We start from the raw sequence: 14072 nt of genomic DNA, 5'->3' as shown, positions 1-14072 counted from the left end.
CGGACGAGCGCGGCGGCCGCCTCCGGCGCGCCGCCGCCCCCGGCGGCGACCGCGAGCAGGTCGAGGGCCAGGCCCACGGTCGGCGGGGGCGGCTCGGCGCTGCGCAGCAGGCGCCGCATCCACCGCCGGGCCGCGACGAGCAGCAGCAGGCCGGCAACGATCACCCCCGCGCCGATCGGCGTCGCGACCGTGGCCACCAGATCGACCCCCATGAGCAGGCCGAGAAGCACGGCCACCGCGGGCAGCACCATGACGATGCGCGCCGTCGCGCGGGGGCCGGCGAGGGCGATGCGGATGTCGCGGCGCGCGGCCTCGCGATCGCGCAGCCCCTCGGCGAAGCCGCGCAGGGCCGGAGCCATCGGCGCGCCGCTCGCTGTGGCGACCCGCCACGCCGCGGCGAGCGAGCGCCAGGCATCACCGCCCTCGTGCCCGGCCGTGTCGAGAACGCCGGCGATGGGCTCGCCGCGGGCGATCGCGAGTGCGACCTCTGCGGTCACCGGGTCGGTCGAGGCGCCGATCGCATGCCCCCAGGCGGCGCGTGGCGTCAGACCGGCCGCGATGAGCACCGCGAGTCGGTGCACGTGGCCGGCCAGGCGTCCCTCGTCGAGATCGCTCACAGTGGGCTGCCCACCGGTTCGACGACCAGCCGCTCGCGCTCGTCGAGGGCGAAGCGGCCGAGGCTCGCTCGCCGCCCGCCGGTGCGGTCGCGCTCGAGGTGCACGACGAGATCGATGCCGCTCAGCACCTGGCGGGCGAGCGCCTCGGGCGCGAGCCCGGCGATCATCCCGACCGCCTCGAGCCGACTCGGAACATCAGCGAGCGAATTGGCGTGCAGGGTTCCGGCACCACCGCGGTGCCCCGTGTTGAGCGCGGCCAAGAACTCGCGGATCTCCGCCCCGCGGCACTCCCCCACGACCAGCCGATCGGGCCGCATGCGCAGAGCCTCGCGCACGAGCCGGGCGAGGTCGATCTCTCCCGCCCCCTCCATGTTCGACTGCCGGCATTCGAGCGACACCACGTGCGGATGCGCAACGGGCGCCTCGGCGACGTCTTCGATCATGACGATTCGGTCGGTCGGCAGCGCTTCGCTCAGCCAGGCGGCGAGCAGCGTCGTCTTGCCGCTGCCCGTCGCCCCGGTCACGAGCACGGTGCGACGCTGCTCGAGCGCCTCACGCAGCACCGACTCGACGGCTGCATCGAGCCCTGCCGTCGCGAGGGTGACGCGATCGACCCGCGGCAGGCGGATCGAGATCGCGGTGCCCGCCCACGCGATCGGCGGCAGTGCGACGTGCACGCGCATGCCGTCGCCCAGCCTCACGTCGGCGCACGGTGTGGCCTCGTCGACGTGCCGGCCGCCCGCGGCGATGAGGCCGATGGCCAGCTCACGCGCGGCCGCCGGCTCGAAGCGCAGGCCAGCGACCGGCTCGGCGCCCGACCCCGTGTCGATGCGCACCCGGCCGTCGGCGGTGAGAAAGACGTCGGTGGCCGCGGGGTCGGCCACGATCGCCGCGAGCGGGCCGAGCGCCGCTCGGGCCGCCGCCGGGATGAACCGCTCGCGCTCGCGGGGCGGGGTCGCGCCGCTCGGCGCCGGAGCGGCCGATTCCCCCGATGCCGGCGCGCCCGGCCGCTCGTGCGGAGCGTCGTCGGGCCGCCGAGGATCTCGAGGCACGAACGGCTGCATCGCTCGAGGATGCCCCGGGTGGGCGGGCGGCGCGGGGTACGGAGGGCATCCTGGGGGCGGAACGCCGAAGGCCCCTCGTGGTGAGGGGCCTTCGGTCACGCTGTGGCGCGGTGATGCAGGAAAGTCGGGGGCGGCGCTCGCTTTGGGGGGAATCGAGCGCCGCCGCAGCAACACGTGATTGGGGGGAATCGTTCGCGTTACTGAAGTCAGGCTTGCTGCTGACTGTTCAAGTGTATGCGTCGGAATGGTCAGGTCAAGCAAAAACGCCCCCCGTTTTGTCCTCCATAGGGAGGACTCAGCAAAATGTCCCCCAATGGGGTACGGAATCACCCGCGAACCCGCCGCGAACGCGCATGCGAGCGGCGGTTGTCGTCTCGCGACACGCGACGACCGCGAGCGCGATGGCGGCTCTAGGATGACCCCTGTTCCCCGTTCCGAAGTCGGCAGACCAGGCCAGTCCGCTTCACATCGACCAAGGATGACGATGTCAGAGACCTCGATCGACAGCCTCCTGCACGAAGACCGCCGGTTCGCGCCGAGCCCCGAGTTCGCCGCGGCGGCCGTGGCGAGACCCGAGCTCTACGACGAGGCGCGCGCCGACCGCCTCGGATTCTGGGCCGACCGCGCCCGCGAGCTGCACTGGCACCGCCCGTTCACCGAGACCCTCGACTGGTCGAACCCGCCCTTCGCGCGCTGGTTCGCCGACGGCGAGCTCAACGTGGCCTACAACTGCCTCGACCGCCACGTGCTCGCGGGCAACGGCGACCGCGTGGCCCTGCACTGGGAGGGCGAGCCGGGCGACACCCGCAGCCTGACCTACGCCGAACTGACGTGCGAGGTCAAGCGCGCGGCGAACATGCTCGCGGGCCTCGGCGTGTCGCGGGGCGACCGCGTCGTGATCTACCTGCCGGTGATCCCCGAGGCGGTCATCGCCATGCTCGCCGTGGCGCGCCTGGGGGCGATCCACTCGGTCATCTTCGGCGGGTTCAGTGCCGAGAGCATCAGGGCACGGGTCGAGGATGCGGATGCCACGCTCGTCATCACCGCCGACGGCGGCTGGCGCAAGGGCCGGGTGTTCCCTCTCAAGCAGGCCGTCGACTCGGCGCTCGCGGCCGCGGAGTCGCACGTCGAGCGCGTGCTCGTCGTGCGCCGTGGCGACAACGAGGTCGAGTGGACAGAGGGACGCGACCTGTGGTGGCACGAGCAGCTCGAGGGCGTCTCTGACGAGCACGAGGCCGAGGGCTTCGAGGCCGAGAACCCGCTGTTCATCCTCTACACCAGCGGCACCACCGGAAAGCCCAAGGGAATCCTGCACACGAGCGGGGGCTATCTCACGCAGGCGGCGTTCACGCACAAGAACGTCTTCGACCTCAAACCCGAGACCGACGTCTACTGGTGCACGGCCGACGTGGGCTGGATCACGGGCCACAGCTACGTCGTCTACGGCCCGCTCGCGAACGGCGCCACGCAGGTGCTCTACGAGGGCACGCCCGACACGCCGCACCCGGGCCGGTGGTGGGAGCTCATCGAGAAGTACAAGGTGAGCATCTTCTACACGGCGCCCACGGCGATCCGGTCGTTCATGAAGCTCGGCCGGGAGATCCCCCAATCGTTCGACCTGTCGAGCCTGCGCGTGCTCGGCTCGGTGGGCGAGCCCATCAACCCCGAGGCCTGGGTCTGGTACCGCGAGATCATCGGCGGCGGCCGCACGCCCATCGTCGACACCTGGTGGCAGACCGAGACGGGCGCGATCATGATCAGCGCCCTGCCCGGCATCACGGTGGCCAAGCCCGGATCGGCGCAGGTTCCGATCCCCGGCATCAGCGTCGACGTGCTCGACGAGGCCGGTGTGCACGTCGGCAAAGAGGCGGGCGGCTTGCTCGTCGTGACCGAGCCGTGGCCGAGCATGTTGCGCGGCATCTGGGGCGACCCCGAGCGGTTCCGCGACACCTACTGGTCGAAGTTCGCCGACGCGCCCAACGGGCCGCTCTACTTCGCGGGAGACGGCGCCCACCTCGACGGCGACGGCGACGTGCAGCTGCTCGGCCGCGTCGACGACGTCATGAACGTCTCGGGGCACCGCCTCTCGACCATGGAGATCGAGTCGGCGCTCGTCTCGCACCCGATCGTGGCCGAGGCCGCGGTCGTCGGCGCGAGCGACGACACGACGGGGCAGGCGGTCGTCGCGTTCGTCATCCTGCGCGCCAAGAAGGCCGCCTCGGTCACGGCGACCGAGGCGAGCGTCATGCTGCGGGCCCACGTCACCGAGCAGATCGGCGCGATCGCGCGGCCGCGCGAGATCTTCGTCGTCGCCGAGCTGCCCAAGACGCGCTCGGGCAAGATCATGCGCCGCCTGCTGCAAGACATCGCCGAGGGGCGCGAGATCGGCGACACGACGACGCTCACCGACGTCACCGTCGTGCAGTCGATCCGCGGCACGCTCGACTAGTACGAACCCCGCACCTCGTACCGGAACGGACACCTCGCACGCTTCACACCGTGCGAGGTGTCTGGTTCCGTGCGAAGCACGAGCCGCGGACCCTGGGGCGCGGGCGCCCGGCGCGCGCTAGGCGAACTCGAGGATCAGCTCGACCTCGACGGGAGCATCCAAGGGCAGCACCGACACGCCGACGGCGCTGCGCGCGTGCGCGCCCGCCTCGCCGAAGATCTCGCCGAGCACGGTCGACGCACCGTTCGCGACGGCGGGCTGGCCCGAGAAATCGGGGGTCGAGGCCACGAACACGACGACCTTGACGACGCGTGTCACGCGGTCGAGCGAGCCGATGACGCTCTGCGCTGCGGCGAGCGCGTTGAGCACCGCGGTGCGGGCGAACCCCGCGGCCTGCTCGGGCGTCACGGCGGCCCCGACCTTGCCCGTCGCGGGCAGTGCGCCATCGACGAAGGGCAGCTGCCCGGCCGTGAAGACCAGGTTGCCGCTGGTCACGGCGGGCACGTAGGCAGCCACGGGCTTCGTCACGGCCGGGATGCTGATGCCGAGCTCGGCGAGGCGCGCGTCGATGGCGCTCATGCCGTCACCCCCGCGATCGGGCGCTTGAAGTAGGCCACGAGCCCGCCCTCGGGACCCGTGACGACCTGCACGAGCTCCCAGCCTTCCGAGCCCCAATTGTTGAGGATCGCCTGGGTCGTGTGGATCATGAGCGGAGTCGTCAGGTACTCCCATTGGGTCATTGCGGTATCCATTCAGCGTCGTCATAAGCCAGGTGGCGTACCCTTGAGCATATGTCTGCCCAGAATCAGAAGGCTTCCGGAGTCATCGGCGCCATCGGCGGGATGCTCGGACTCAGCGCGCTCGCCGGCGTTCTCGTGACCGTCATGGTCACGCCGGCCCTCGCTGTCTCGAGCATGGCCGCCAGCAACACCATCGGCATTTTCGAGGGTCTGCCCGAATACATCAAGATCAACGAGCAGACGCAGCGCAACGTGCTCTACGCGCAAGAGACCGACGACCCCGCTGACGGCTACCGCCAGATCGCGATCGTCTTCGCCGAAGACCGCGAAGAGGTCGCCTGGGACGAGGTCTCGCAGTTCGTGAAAGACGCCACGGTCGCCGGCGAGGACCGCCGCTTCTACGACCACGGCGGCGTCGACCTGCAGGGCATCGTGCGCGCCGCGATCGGCAACGTCACCTCGGGTGGCGTGCAGTCGGGCGCATCGACGCTCACCATGCAGCTCGTCAAGAACATCTTCGTCAACGAGTCGCTCAAGGCCGAGACCGAGGAAGACCGTGACCGGCTCTACGCCGAGGCGCAGGAGCAGTCGCTCGAGCGCAAGCTCAAAGAGGCCAAGCTCGCGATCGGGCTCGAGAAGGAGTACACGAAAGACGAGATCCTGCTCGCCTACCTGAACCTCGCCAACTTCGGCGGCAACACGTACGGCATCCAGGCCGCCGCGCAGCAGTACTTCGGCGTCGACGCGATCGACCTCACGATCGCCCAGGCCGCAAGCCTCATCGCGATCGTGCAGTACCCGAACGAGCGCTCGCTCGAGACGCCCGACAATTACGCCAGCAACCAGGAGCGTCGGGACTACATCATCCGCACGATGGCCTCAGAGGGCTACATCACCGAGGCCGAGCGCGACGAGGCCCTGGCGATCGCGGTCGACGAGGAGTTCGTGAACCTGTCGGAGCGCCAGAGCGGCTGCATCGCGGCCAACCGCAACGCTCAGCAGTTCTGCGACTACGTCGTGAAGAACATCAAGAACCTCGAGTCGCTCGGCGCGACCGAAGAAGAGCGCCTCGACAACTGGCGTCTCGGCGGCTACGAGATCTACACGACCCTGAACTTCAAGCTGCAGGCCGCCGCGCAGAAGAAGGTGCGTGAGAACGTGCCGACCCGCAGCACGATCCTCAACATCGGCAGCGTGGCGACCTCGGTCGAGGTGGGAACGGGCCGCATCCTCACGATGGCGCAGAACCGCCCCTTCAACGACTCGCAGACCCCCAAGCAGGGCCAGACCGCCGTCAACTACGCGACCGACCGCGACTACGGCGGGTCGAGCGGCTTCCAGGTGGGCTCGACCTACAAGATCTTCGCCCTCGTCGAGTGGCTCAAGCAGGGCCGCGGACTCAACGAGGTCGTCGACGCCTCGCGCTTCGAGCTCAACCAGGCCGCGTTCCTCGACACGTGCGACGACGGAGGCGGCCCCTGGGGCGGCCCCTGGAAGTTCAAGAACTCGGGTGGCGCCGGTGGCGCCGCGATGAGCGTCTTCAACGCGACGGTCAACTCGGTCAACTCGGCCTACGCCTCGATCGCCGAGCAGCTCGACCAGTGCCAGATCCGTGCGGCCGCCGAGTCGCTCGGGGTGCACCGCGCCGACGGCGACCCGCTCGAGACCAACCCCTCGGCCGTTCTGGGCACGAACAACATCGCCCCGTTGACGATGGCCGCAGCCTTCGCCGGCATCGCCAACGGCGGCGTGTTCTGCGAGCCCATCGCGGTCGACCGCATCGTCGACCGCGACGGCGTCGAGCTGGATGGGCAGACGCAGGACTGCCGCCGTGCGATGACGGCGGAGGTCGCCGCGGCCGCCGCTGCGCCCATGGCCGCCGTCATCACGGGCGGCACGGCGACCTCCTCGAACATCGGCGACGGCGTGCCGATCATCGGCAAGACCGGCTCCACCGACAGCTTCAACCAGACGTGGATGGTCGGCTCGACCCGCAAGGTCGCGACGGCTGTCTGGGTGGGCAACGTCAAGGGCCAGGTCTCGATGCTGAACTACCCGGGAGGGTCGGGCATCCGCCACATCATCTTCCGCGGCATCATGGCCGAGGCCAACCGCCAGTACGGCGGCGGCGGGTTCCCGGCGCCCCCGTCGAGCCTGCTCGCAGGGTCGGGCGTCAAGCTGCCCGCCGACGTCATCGGCATGACGCAAGAGCAGGCCAAGGCGCTGCTCGAGGGTCTCGGGCTGCGCTTCGAGGTCGGCGGCCAGGTCGACTCGGCGCTCGAGGCCGGGCGCGTCGCGGGCATGTCGTTCTCGGCGGGCACGCTGCTCGCGCGCGGCACCACCGTCAAGGTCACGATCAGCCGCGGCAACCTCGTCGAGCTGCCGAACGTCGTGGGCCAGCTCTACGACGATGCCGTCACCGCGCTCAACGCCGCCGGCTTCACGAACATCAGCGAGTCGTGCGCCGAGATCCCCCTCGACGGGGATCCGGGGCAAGACGGCATCGTGACGGCGCAGAACCCGGCAGGGGGCGCGAAGGTGAAGTACGAGCGATCGATCACGCTGACCGTCTCGAGAGTCGTCTGTTCGTGACCTCGGGCGCTCGCGCCGCGGCCGCCGTCACCCTCGGGGTGGCGGCGGCCGCGGCCGTCTACGCCATCGCGGTCGAGCGGCGCGCGTTCCGCGTGCGCCACGAGGTCGTGCCCGTGCTCGCGCCCGGCGCCGACCCGATCCGCGTACTGCACCTGAGCGACCTGCACCTGGCGCCCTGGCAAACCGACAAGATCGCCTGGGTGCGCTCGCTCGCCGCCCTCAAGCCCGACCTCATCGTCGACACCGGCGACAATCTGGGGCACGTGGATGCCCTGCCGGCGCTCGCCGAGGCCCTCATGGCCTTCGACGGGGTGCCGGGAGTCTTCGTGCACGGGTCGAACGACTACTTCGCCCCCACGCCCAAGAACCCGCTGCGCTACCTGCTCGGCCCCTCGAAGGGCGAGACCGAGACGGCCGTGCGGCTCGATGTCGAGGGCCTCGAGGCCCTGCTGCACGATCGGCTCGGCTGGTCGTCGCTCAACAACGCCGTCGCGCAGCTCACCATCAAGGGCTCGATCCTCGAGTTCATGGGCACCAACGACGCCCATCGCGGCTGGGACCGCCTCGATCGGCTTCCGGGCCTCGTGGATGCCCTGCGCGAGCTCGACGACGACGACACCGACGACCCGGCGGTGATGATCGGCGTGACGCATGCCCCCTACCAGCGGGTGCTCAACGCGTTCACGACCCAGCGGGCCGACGTGATCTTCGCCGGCCACACTCACGGGGGCCAGGTGTGCGTGCCCGGTGTCGGCGCGCTCATCACCAATTGCGACCTTCCGCGCGACCGCGCGCGCGGGCTCTCGCTCTGGCATCACGCCCACCAGGCCGCCTACCTCAACGTCTCGGCGGGCATCGGCACCTCGATCTACGCCCCCGTGCGCTTCGCGTGCCCGCCCGAGGCCGTGCTCGTGACACTCGTGGGCGACGACATCGGCTATTCTTGACGGGTTGCCCGGGTTCGCCCGGGCGGCACCGGGGTATGGCGCAGCTTGGTAGCGCGCGTCGTTCGGGACGACGAGGCCGCAGGTTCAAATCCTGTTACCCCGACTCGATTCATCACGGGCCGTTCGATCATCATGATCGGGCGGCCCGTTTCGGTCGCCGGGGGCTCTAGCTGAAGTCGGGGTCGGGGCCGAGCGCGCCCGCCCCGAGCGGGTCGACCGCGTCGAGCGGCACCGGTGCGCGCCATCCGGAGGCGAGATTGTCGCCTGATTCGTCGAGATAGCAGGCCGCGCACAGCGACTCGTACGTCACATCCACCCCGTCGATGGCCACCTGATCGCCGTCGAAGACGAAGACGCCGTCGATCGAGCGGCCGTTGAACACGGCCTTGCGGCCGCAGCGGCAGATGGTCTTGAGCTCTTCGAGCGAGTGGGCGATCTCGAGCAGGCGGCGGCTGCCGGGAAAGGCAACGGTCTGAAAGTCGGTGCGGATCCCGTAGGCGATGACGGGCACGTCCTCCCGCACGGCGATGCGCAGCAGATCGTCGACCTGCTGCATGGTGAGAAACTGCGCCTCGTCGACGAGCAGGCACGCCACATCGGTGCCCGACGACCGCAGGATCGCCGCGCGCTGGGCCTGGAAGCGCGCGTAGACGTCGTCGGCCGCGTCGATCGTGAAGTCGACGGGGCGCGTCACGCCGAGCCGCGAGACGATCGTCTGATCGCCCTTCGTGTCGATGCGGGGCTTCGCGAGCACGACCGTCTGATCGCGCTCTTCGTAGTTGTAGGCGGCCTGCAGCAGCGAGGTGCTCTTGCCGCTGTTCATCGCGCCGTATCGAAAGTAGAGCTTGGCCATTACTGCAGGTGTCCGTCTTCTGCCGCTCGTCGAATGAGGTCGGCCTTGGTGCTCGCCGGGCGCCCCGCCCGGGAGTATTTCTCGCGCACGCGCCGCAGGTAGGTCTTCGCGGTCTCGTACTGCACGTTCATCTGGTTCGCGACCTCGGCCATGCTGTAGCCGCTCGCATAGAGCGCGAGCGCCTCTTTTTCGCTCGTCGACAGCTTCGGTCGGGCAGGATGCTGCGCCCCCTTGGGCAGGGGCCGCCAGTCGCGCACGGGCTCGCCCGTCGACTCCATGCCCATGACCCGGCGCGCCGTCTCCATGACCTCGCCGAGGGGCATGGCCTTCGAGAGGAAGGCCGAGGCCCCCGCGTCGAAGGCGCGGTCGCGCGCCTCGACCGTGTCGAGGCTCGTGAGCACGATGACCTTCGCGCCGGCCGCTCGGCACGTGCGCACGCGGGCCTCGATCGAGACCGGCTCTTGCAGCTGAAAATCGAGCAGCACGAGATCGGTCGGAAACTGGTCGCTCTGCACGAGCTCGAACCACGTGGGCGCGGTGAGCACGAGATCGAAGTCGGGGGCGCGCGTGGCGATCCACGACGAGAGGCTGTCGAGCAGCAGCTCGTGATCGTCCAGGATCGCCAACCGCACCCGGGATCCGGAGCGCGCGTCAGTATCCATAGTCAAACTCTAGGACCAGTCGACCCGGCTGCTCGTGAACGCTCGAGCGCAGCGTGAGGCCGCGGACGAGCTCGAGCATGGCGCGCAGCTCGCGGCGGGCATCCGGCAGCGGTTTCGGGGTGTCGACGGCCCAGCGCACAGCGAGCCCGCCCTCGGGGGCGCGCCGCAGGGTCAACTCGAGCCGCGTCGCCGAGAGGCGGTCGAGGCTGAGCGCCGCGAGCGCCCGCAGAAGCGTGCGCCGCTCGAGCACGGCGTGGCGACCGAGGTCGTCGGGGTCATCGGCGATCGCCGCGATGTTGAGCCGGGGGTGCCGCGCGACCAGGTCGTCGAGCATGAGCTGCGCCCAGGTCTTCTCGACGTCGCTGACGAGCAGGGCGCGGATGCTGCGCGCAAGCCGCCGTGCCTCGTCGCGGTCGTCATCGCCGATGCCGTCGGCCGCGACGACGCGCTGCAGGTAGGGCACGACCTCGCGGTTGAGCAGCGAGATGCGCTGCTGCTGCACCGAGCGCGCGACGCCGCTGCGGTGCTCGAGCGCGGCCGAGGCGGCCGACTGCCAGGCGCGCTCGTGCCACAGCTGGGTCGAGCTGTTGAGCGAGCGCGCATACGCGGCCGCGGCGAAGCCCATGACGGCGACGCTGAACGACCCGGTCACGGCGAGCGTGAACACCGGCACGTCGGTGACCGAGGCGGGCGCCTGAACGACCCCGAGCGCCGAGCACAGCAGGGTGTGCACGATGGTCCAGAAGACGATCTCGCGGGCGGGCCGGTACGGCGTGCTCGCGACGAGCAGCACGCCGACCACGAGCGGGGCCCAGTCGTCGCGCACGAGCTGGTTGGCGCCGAGGGTCGACGCGGCGCTCGTGACGAGCACGATCATGAGCAGCACCTGAAACCACTGCGCCGAGGGGCTGAGCCACGCGGGCTTCGAGGCGCGCGACCGGTAGAGCAGCAGGGCGGTGGCGGCGACGAGGGCCGTGTAGCTCACGGCGAACCACAGGGGCTGCGTGATCTCGGCACCGCGCGTGACGACCGTCAGCAGCGGGAGTGCGAGCGCCAGCAGCGATGCCCCCGTCGTCACGGGGCGCGCGGCCGCGGCCGAGAGCGGGTCGAGGCGATCGAGCGTCACCTGCGAGCTGGGGATCGGCGGGTCGAGGTTCATGCGGGGTCCGCCCGAAGCGCCGCGGGTCGCGCGGCGGGCACGCGCAGCAGTACTGAGGTGCCCTTGCCGGGCTGCGACCAGACGGTCGCCGAGCCGCCGATGGTCTCGAGGCGACCCACGATGCTCGTGCCGACGCCCAGCCGGCCGTCGGTGCGCGCGTCGAGCGCGAAGCCTCGACCGCCGTCAATCACCATCGCTGAAACCTCGTCGGCGCCCCCGCCGAGTACGACATCGGCCGAGTCGGTTCCGGCGTGCCGGCGCACATTGGCGATGCACTGCCCGATCGCACGGCTGAACTCGTCGAAGCCCTCGGTGTCGAGCCCGGCGAGCACGGCGGTGTCGCCGCTCAGTTCGACGCGCAGGTCGGCCCCCGCTGCGTCGTCGATCGTCGTGCGCAGCCGCTCGGCGCGCTCGGCCGCGCCGCCGCTCAGCGTCGCGACCGCCGCACGGCCGTCGTCGGCATGGGCGACGTCGAACCACTCCTGCCCGACGATCGTCTCGAGGTCGGCGCGGATCGCGGCCCGCACCGTCGCAGAGAGATCACCCGTCGTCGTGGTGATGACCGCGAGCTGGTTGAGCACCGTGTCGTGCAGCAGGGCGGTGGCCCGCTGCTCGAACACGCGCCGAACATCCGCCAGCATCTCGTCGCGCGCCGCCCGGTAGATCTCCGACTGCGAATCGCGCCCGGCGAGCAGGTCGGTGCGCAGCACGGCGAGCAGCCCGACGACGATGAACCACACCGCGAACGAGACCGAGTCGAAGCGCCATGACCCGCCGAGCATGATGAGCGCTGCGACCGAGGCGAGCTCGCCGACCAGGTAGGCCGCGGTCGTCCACGCCATCGAGAGCCCGAGGCTCGGGCCGACGCCGATCACGAGGATGAGGGCGAGCTTGAGCAGCACTATCGTGAAGTCGTCGTTCGCCACGGGCGTGTCGAGCTGGGTCGAGGCGATGAGCGAGAACCACGCCACGCAGAGACCGCCGATCGCCAGATAGCTCACGGCGACGAACGACGAGGGGCTGCGCTCGAGCAGCACGAGCAGCACGACCATGGGGATGAGCACGACGAGCGCCGGCCACACGATCACCCGCGGAAGGTAGGCCTGGATCGAGACGACGACGAGGCCCACGGTCGTCAGGCAGACGGCAGCCGCGGCGTGCCCCGCTCGGGCGATGGCGGTGCTCGTCGTGCGCGCAGCGAGGTGCGGGGGCAGGCCCAGCGGCACGGGCTCCCCTTCCTGATCTCCATTCGGGCGCATGGAGTCTCCCTCGCATTATGTCTGAGCACCCGCGCGCCGACCAGTCCTCGAGCGGGGGGCGCGGCCGGCGGCGCGCGTCGTAGGCTCTCGGCATGGCGACCGTCGACCTCAACAGCGATCTGGGCGAATCGTTCGGCGCATGGACGATGGGCGATGACGCGGCCATGTACCCGCTCATCACGAGCGCGAACCTCGCCTGCGGGTTTCACGCCGGTGACCCGGCGACCATGCTCGCCTCGTGCCGCGCGGCGGCGGCGCACGGGGTCGCGATCACCGCGCATCCGGCCTACCGCGACCTCGCCGGATTCGGTCGTCGCGACATGGAGGTGCCGGCCGAGCAGCTGCACGCCGACGTGCTGTACCAGGTGTCGGCGCTGGCGGGCATCGCCGCGCACGCCGGCGCGGCGGTGCGCTCGCTCAAGCCGCACGGCGCGCTGTACAACCGCATCGCGGTCGACCTCGAAGTGGCCGAGGTGGTCGCCGACGTCGCCCGCGGGCTCGGCCTGCCGGTGCTCGGGCTGCCGGGTTCGGCCATCGAGGCCGCCTGTCGCACGGCCGGTGTGCGCTTCATCACTGAGGCGTTCGTCGACCGCGGCTACCTGGCTGACGGCACGCTGGCCCCGCGCGGGCTCGCGGGCTCGTTGCTGACCGACCCCGACGAGGTCGCGCGTCGTGCGGTGCGCATGGTCGTCGACGGGGTGGTCGAGGCCATCGACGGCACCGAGCTCAGCGTGCAGCCCGCCTCGCTGTGCGTGCACGGCGACACTCCGGGCGCGGTCGCGATCGCGCGCGCCGTGCGCGCCGCGCTCGATGCCGCGAGCGTCGAGGTCGTCGCCGCCGTATGAGACTGCTGCCGTGCGGCGACCGGGCGCTGCTCGCCGAGTTCGACGCGCTCGAGTCGGCGCGCGCCGCCCACGCGCTGTGGAGCGCCGCGGCGCCCGCGGGAATGATCGAGCTCGTGCCGGCCGCGCGCACCGTGCTCGTGCGGCTCGACCCGGCGGTGCTGGGTCTGGGCGCGGCCGAGCAGTGGCTCACCGCCCACGCACCGATCGCGACGGCCGCGCTGCCGATCGCGGGGCTCGTGACGCTGCCGGTGATCTACGGGGGCGACGACCTCGCCGTCGCCGCCGAGGCCTGGGGGTGCTCAGCGCACGCCGTGGTCGCGCGGCACACGGCGATCGAGTGGGCGTGCGCGTTCATCGGCTTCGCTCCCGGGTTTCCGTATCTCGTTCCCGCGGGCGCGACCCTGCCGCCTGTACCGCGCCGCGCGACGTCACGGCACTCGGTGCCGGCCGGCGCGGTCGCCCTCGCGGCCGAGTACTGCGGCATCTACCCCCGCTCCTCCCCCGGCGGCTGGCAGCTCATCGGCCGCACCGACGCGGTGCTGTGGGATGCCGACCGGGCTTCGCCGGCGCTCGTCACCCCGGGCACGCGCGTGCGCTTCACGGCGGTGCGGTCGTGAGGGCCGTGCGCGTCATCGACGCCGGTCCGCTCGCGCTGGTGCAGGATCTGGGACGCCCCGGCCTGGCGCACCTCGGCGTGAGCGCCTCGGGCGCCGTCGATCGCGCCGCGCACCGGCTCGCGAACCGGCTCGTCGGCAACGAGGAAGGCGCCGCGGCCATCGAGAGCCTGCTCGGCGGGCTGCGCCTGGCGCTGCCGGCGGGCACCTGGTTCGCGGTGACCGGGGCGTGGTGCGAGGCCGTGCTCGTCACCGACGGGCGCGGCACGCC

The 14072-nt window shown here is 71.1% G+C and carries 13 protein-coding genes, 1 tRNA gene and 1 pseudogene; 7 read left to right on the top strand and 8 right to left on the bottom strand.

The genetic code is table 11. From position 1 onward, the window contains the following. Both ACK4HH_RS12750 and ACK4HH_RS12745 read right to left on the bottom strand, forming a co-directional pair. The coding region (locus tag ACK4HH_RS12750) for a type II secretion system F family protein (RefSeq protein ID WP_409652598.1) at positions 1-617 on the bottom strand (617 nt) is incomplete at its 3' end. Beyond that, positions 614-1669 carry a CpaF family protein gene (locus ACK4HH_RS12745; protein ID WP_409652595.1) on the bottom strand — a complete coding sequence of 352 codons (1056 nt, stop codon included), beginning with the start codon at positions 1667-1669 and terminating at the stop codon, positions 614-616. The genes ACK4HH_RS12750 and ACK4HH_RS12745, both read right to left, overlap by 4 nt. A 496-nt stretch (positions 1670-2165) precedes the next feature. Between ACK4HH_RS12745 and acs the strand changes: the two genes are divergently transcribed. After that, positions 2166-4130 carry an acetate--CoA ligase gene (acs, locus tag ACK4HH_RS12740; protein WP_409652592.1) on the top strand — a complete coding sequence of 655 codons (1965 nt, stop codon included), beginning with the start codon at positions 2166-2168 and terminating at the stop codon, positions 4128-4130. A 117-nt stretch (positions 4131-4247) separates the two neighbouring features. On the opposite strand, the gene ACK4HH_RS12735 is transcribed toward acs, so the two are convergent. Together ACK4HH_RS12735 and ACK4HH_RS12730 are read right to left on the bottom strand one after the other, a co-directional pair. After that, positions 4248-4709 carry a RidA family protein gene (locus tag ACK4HH_RS12735; RefSeq protein WP_409652590.1) on the bottom strand — a complete coding sequence of 154 codons (462 nt, stop codon included), beginning with the start codon at positions 4707-4709 and terminating at the stop codon, positions 4248-4250. Beyond that, entirely contained in the window at positions 4706-4870 is a 165-nt protein-coding gene (locus tag ACK4HH_RS12730) for a DUF4177 domain-containing protein (protein WP_255158406.1), read from the bottom strand. Before ACK4HH_RS12730 ends, ACK4HH_RS12735 begins: the two co-directional genes overlap by 4 nt. 51 nt (positions 4871-4921) lie before the next feature. Here ACK4HH_RS12730 and ACK4HH_RS12725 point away from each other — a divergent pair, with 51 nt between their 5' ends. The 3 genes from ACK4HH_RS12725 (at position 4922) to ACK4HH_RS12715 (ending at position 8512) form a co-directional block, all read left to right on the top strand. Continuing rightward, positions 4922-7462 (top strand): transglycosylase domain-containing protein, encoded by a 2541-nt coding sequence (locus ACK4HH_RS12725; protein WP_409652586.1) that lies wholly within the window; start codon positions 4922-4924, stop codon positions 7460-7462. Next, positions 7459-8409 carry a metallophosphoesterase gene (locus ACK4HH_RS12720; protein WP_409652583.1) on the top strand — a complete coding sequence of 317 codons (951 nt, stop codon included), beginning with the start codon at positions 7459-7461 and terminating at the stop codon, positions 8407-8409. The genes ACK4HH_RS12725 and ACK4HH_RS12720 overlap by 4 nt, the downstream gene beginning before the upstream one ends. A gap of 29 nt (positions 8410-8438) precedes the next feature. Beyond that, positions 8439-8512, top strand: a tRNA-Pro gene (locus tag ACK4HH_RS12715). Between the two features lie 63 nt (positions 8513-8575). On the opposite strand, the gene ACK4HH_RS12710 is transcribed toward ACK4HH_RS12715, so the two are convergent. The 4 genes from ACK4HH_RS12710 to ACK4HH_RS12695 are packed head-to-tail and all read right to left on the bottom strand — an operon-like array spanning position 8576 to position 12342. Beyond that, on the bottom strand, positions 8576-9262 hold the full coding sequence (locus tag ACK4HH_RS12710) for a thymidine kinase (RefSeq protein WP_409652581.1): 687 nt from the start codon (positions 9260-9262) through the stop codon (positions 8576-8578). Further along, the gene (locus ACK4HH_RS12705) at positions 9262-9924 is read right to left on the bottom strand and encodes a response regulator (protein ID WP_409652579.1); all 663 of its coding nucleotides are present in this window, start codon (positions 9922-9924) and stop codon (positions 9262-9264) included. Before ACK4HH_RS12705 ends, ACK4HH_RS12710 begins: the two co-directional genes overlap by 1 nt. Next, positions 9914-11083, bottom strand: a complete 1170-nt coding sequence (locus ACK4HH_RS12700; RefSeq protein WP_409652577.1) for a hypothetical protein — start codon at positions 11081-11083, stop codon at positions 9914-9916. Before ACK4HH_RS12700 ends, ACK4HH_RS12705 begins: the two co-directional genes overlap by 11 nt. After that, positions 11080-12342 carry a sensor histidine kinase gene (locus ACK4HH_RS12695; RefSeq protein ID WP_409652575.1) on the bottom strand — a complete coding sequence of 421 codons (1263 nt, stop codon included), beginning with the start codon at positions 12340-12342 and terminating at the stop codon, positions 11080-11082. Before ACK4HH_RS12695 ends, ACK4HH_RS12700 begins: the two co-directional genes overlap by 4 nt. Positions 12343-12434: 92 nt before the next feature. Here ACK4HH_RS12695 and ACK4HH_RS12690 point away from each other — a divergent pair, with 92 nt between their 5' ends. From ACK4HH_RS12690 to ACK4HH_RS12680, 3 genes and pseudogenes are all read left to right on the top strand, one after another. Further along, positions 12435-13187, top strand: a complete 753-nt coding sequence (locus tag ACK4HH_RS12690; RefSeq protein WP_409652572.1) for a 5-oxoprolinase subunit PxpA — start codon at positions 12435-12437, stop codon at positions 13185-13187. Next, entirely contained in the window at positions 13184-13804 is a 621-nt protein-coding gene (locus tag ACK4HH_RS12685; protein ID WP_409652569.1) for a 5-oxoprolinase subunit B family protein, read from the top strand. Before ACK4HH_RS12690 ends, ACK4HH_RS12685 begins: the two co-directional genes overlap by 4 nt. Further along, a pseudogene (locus ACK4HH_RS12680) lies at positions 13801-14072 on the top strand (allophanate hydrolase subunit 2 family protein); the annotation flags it as partial. The gene ACK4HH_RS12685 and the pseudogene ACK4HH_RS12680, both read left to right, overlap by 4 nt.

This window comes from Microcella sp. (assembly GCF_046296455.1).
Classification (GTDB): domain Bacteria; phylum Actinomycetota; class Actinomycetes; order Actinomycetales; family Microbacteriaceae; genus Microcella.
The sequence above is the reverse complement of the archived record's forward strand: the minus strand, read 5'-3'. Positions and strand labels throughout refer to the sequence as shown.

Coding starts and splice junctions, on each gene's coding strand:
- ACK4HH_RS12735 (WP_409652590.1), bottom strand. CDS start 4,709: ATGAGCGCCATCGACGCGCGCCTCGCCGAGCTCGGCATCAGCATCCCG.
- ACK4HH_RS12700 (WP_409652577.1), bottom strand. CDS start 11,083: ATGAACCTCGACCCGCCGATCCCCAGCTCGCAGGTGACGCTCGATCGC.
- acs (WP_409652592.1), top strand. CDS start 2,166: ATGTCAGAGACCTCGATCGACAGCCTCCTGCACGAAGACCGCCGGTTC.
- ACK4HH_RS12685 (WP_409652569.1), top strand. CDS start 13,184: ATGAGACTGCTGCCGTGCGGCGACCGGGCGCTGCTCGCCGAGTTCGAC.
- ACK4HH_RS12725 (WP_409652586.1), top strand. CDS start 4,922: ATGTCTGCCCAGAATCAGAAGGCTTCCGGAGTCATCGGCGCCATCGGC.
- ACK4HH_RS12705 (WP_409652579.1), bottom strand. CDS start 9,924: ATGGATACTGACGCGCGCTCCGGATCCCGGGTGCGGTTGGCGATCCTG.
- ACK4HH_RS12730 (WP_255158406.1), bottom strand. CDS start 4,870: ATGACCCAATGGGAGTACCTGACGACTCCGCTCATGATCCACACGACC.
- ACK4HH_RS12690 (WP_409652572.1), top strand. CDS start 12,435: ATGGCGACCGTCGACCTCAACAGCGATCTGGGCGAATCGTTCGGCGCA.
- ACK4HH_RS12695 (WP_409652575.1), bottom strand. CDS start 12,342: ATGCGCCCGAATGGAGATCAGGAAGGGGAGCCCGTGCCGCTGGGCCTG.
- ACK4HH_RS12710 (WP_409652581.1), bottom strand. CDS start 9,262: ATGGCCAAGCTCTACTTTCGATACGGCGCGATGAACAGCGGCAAGAGC.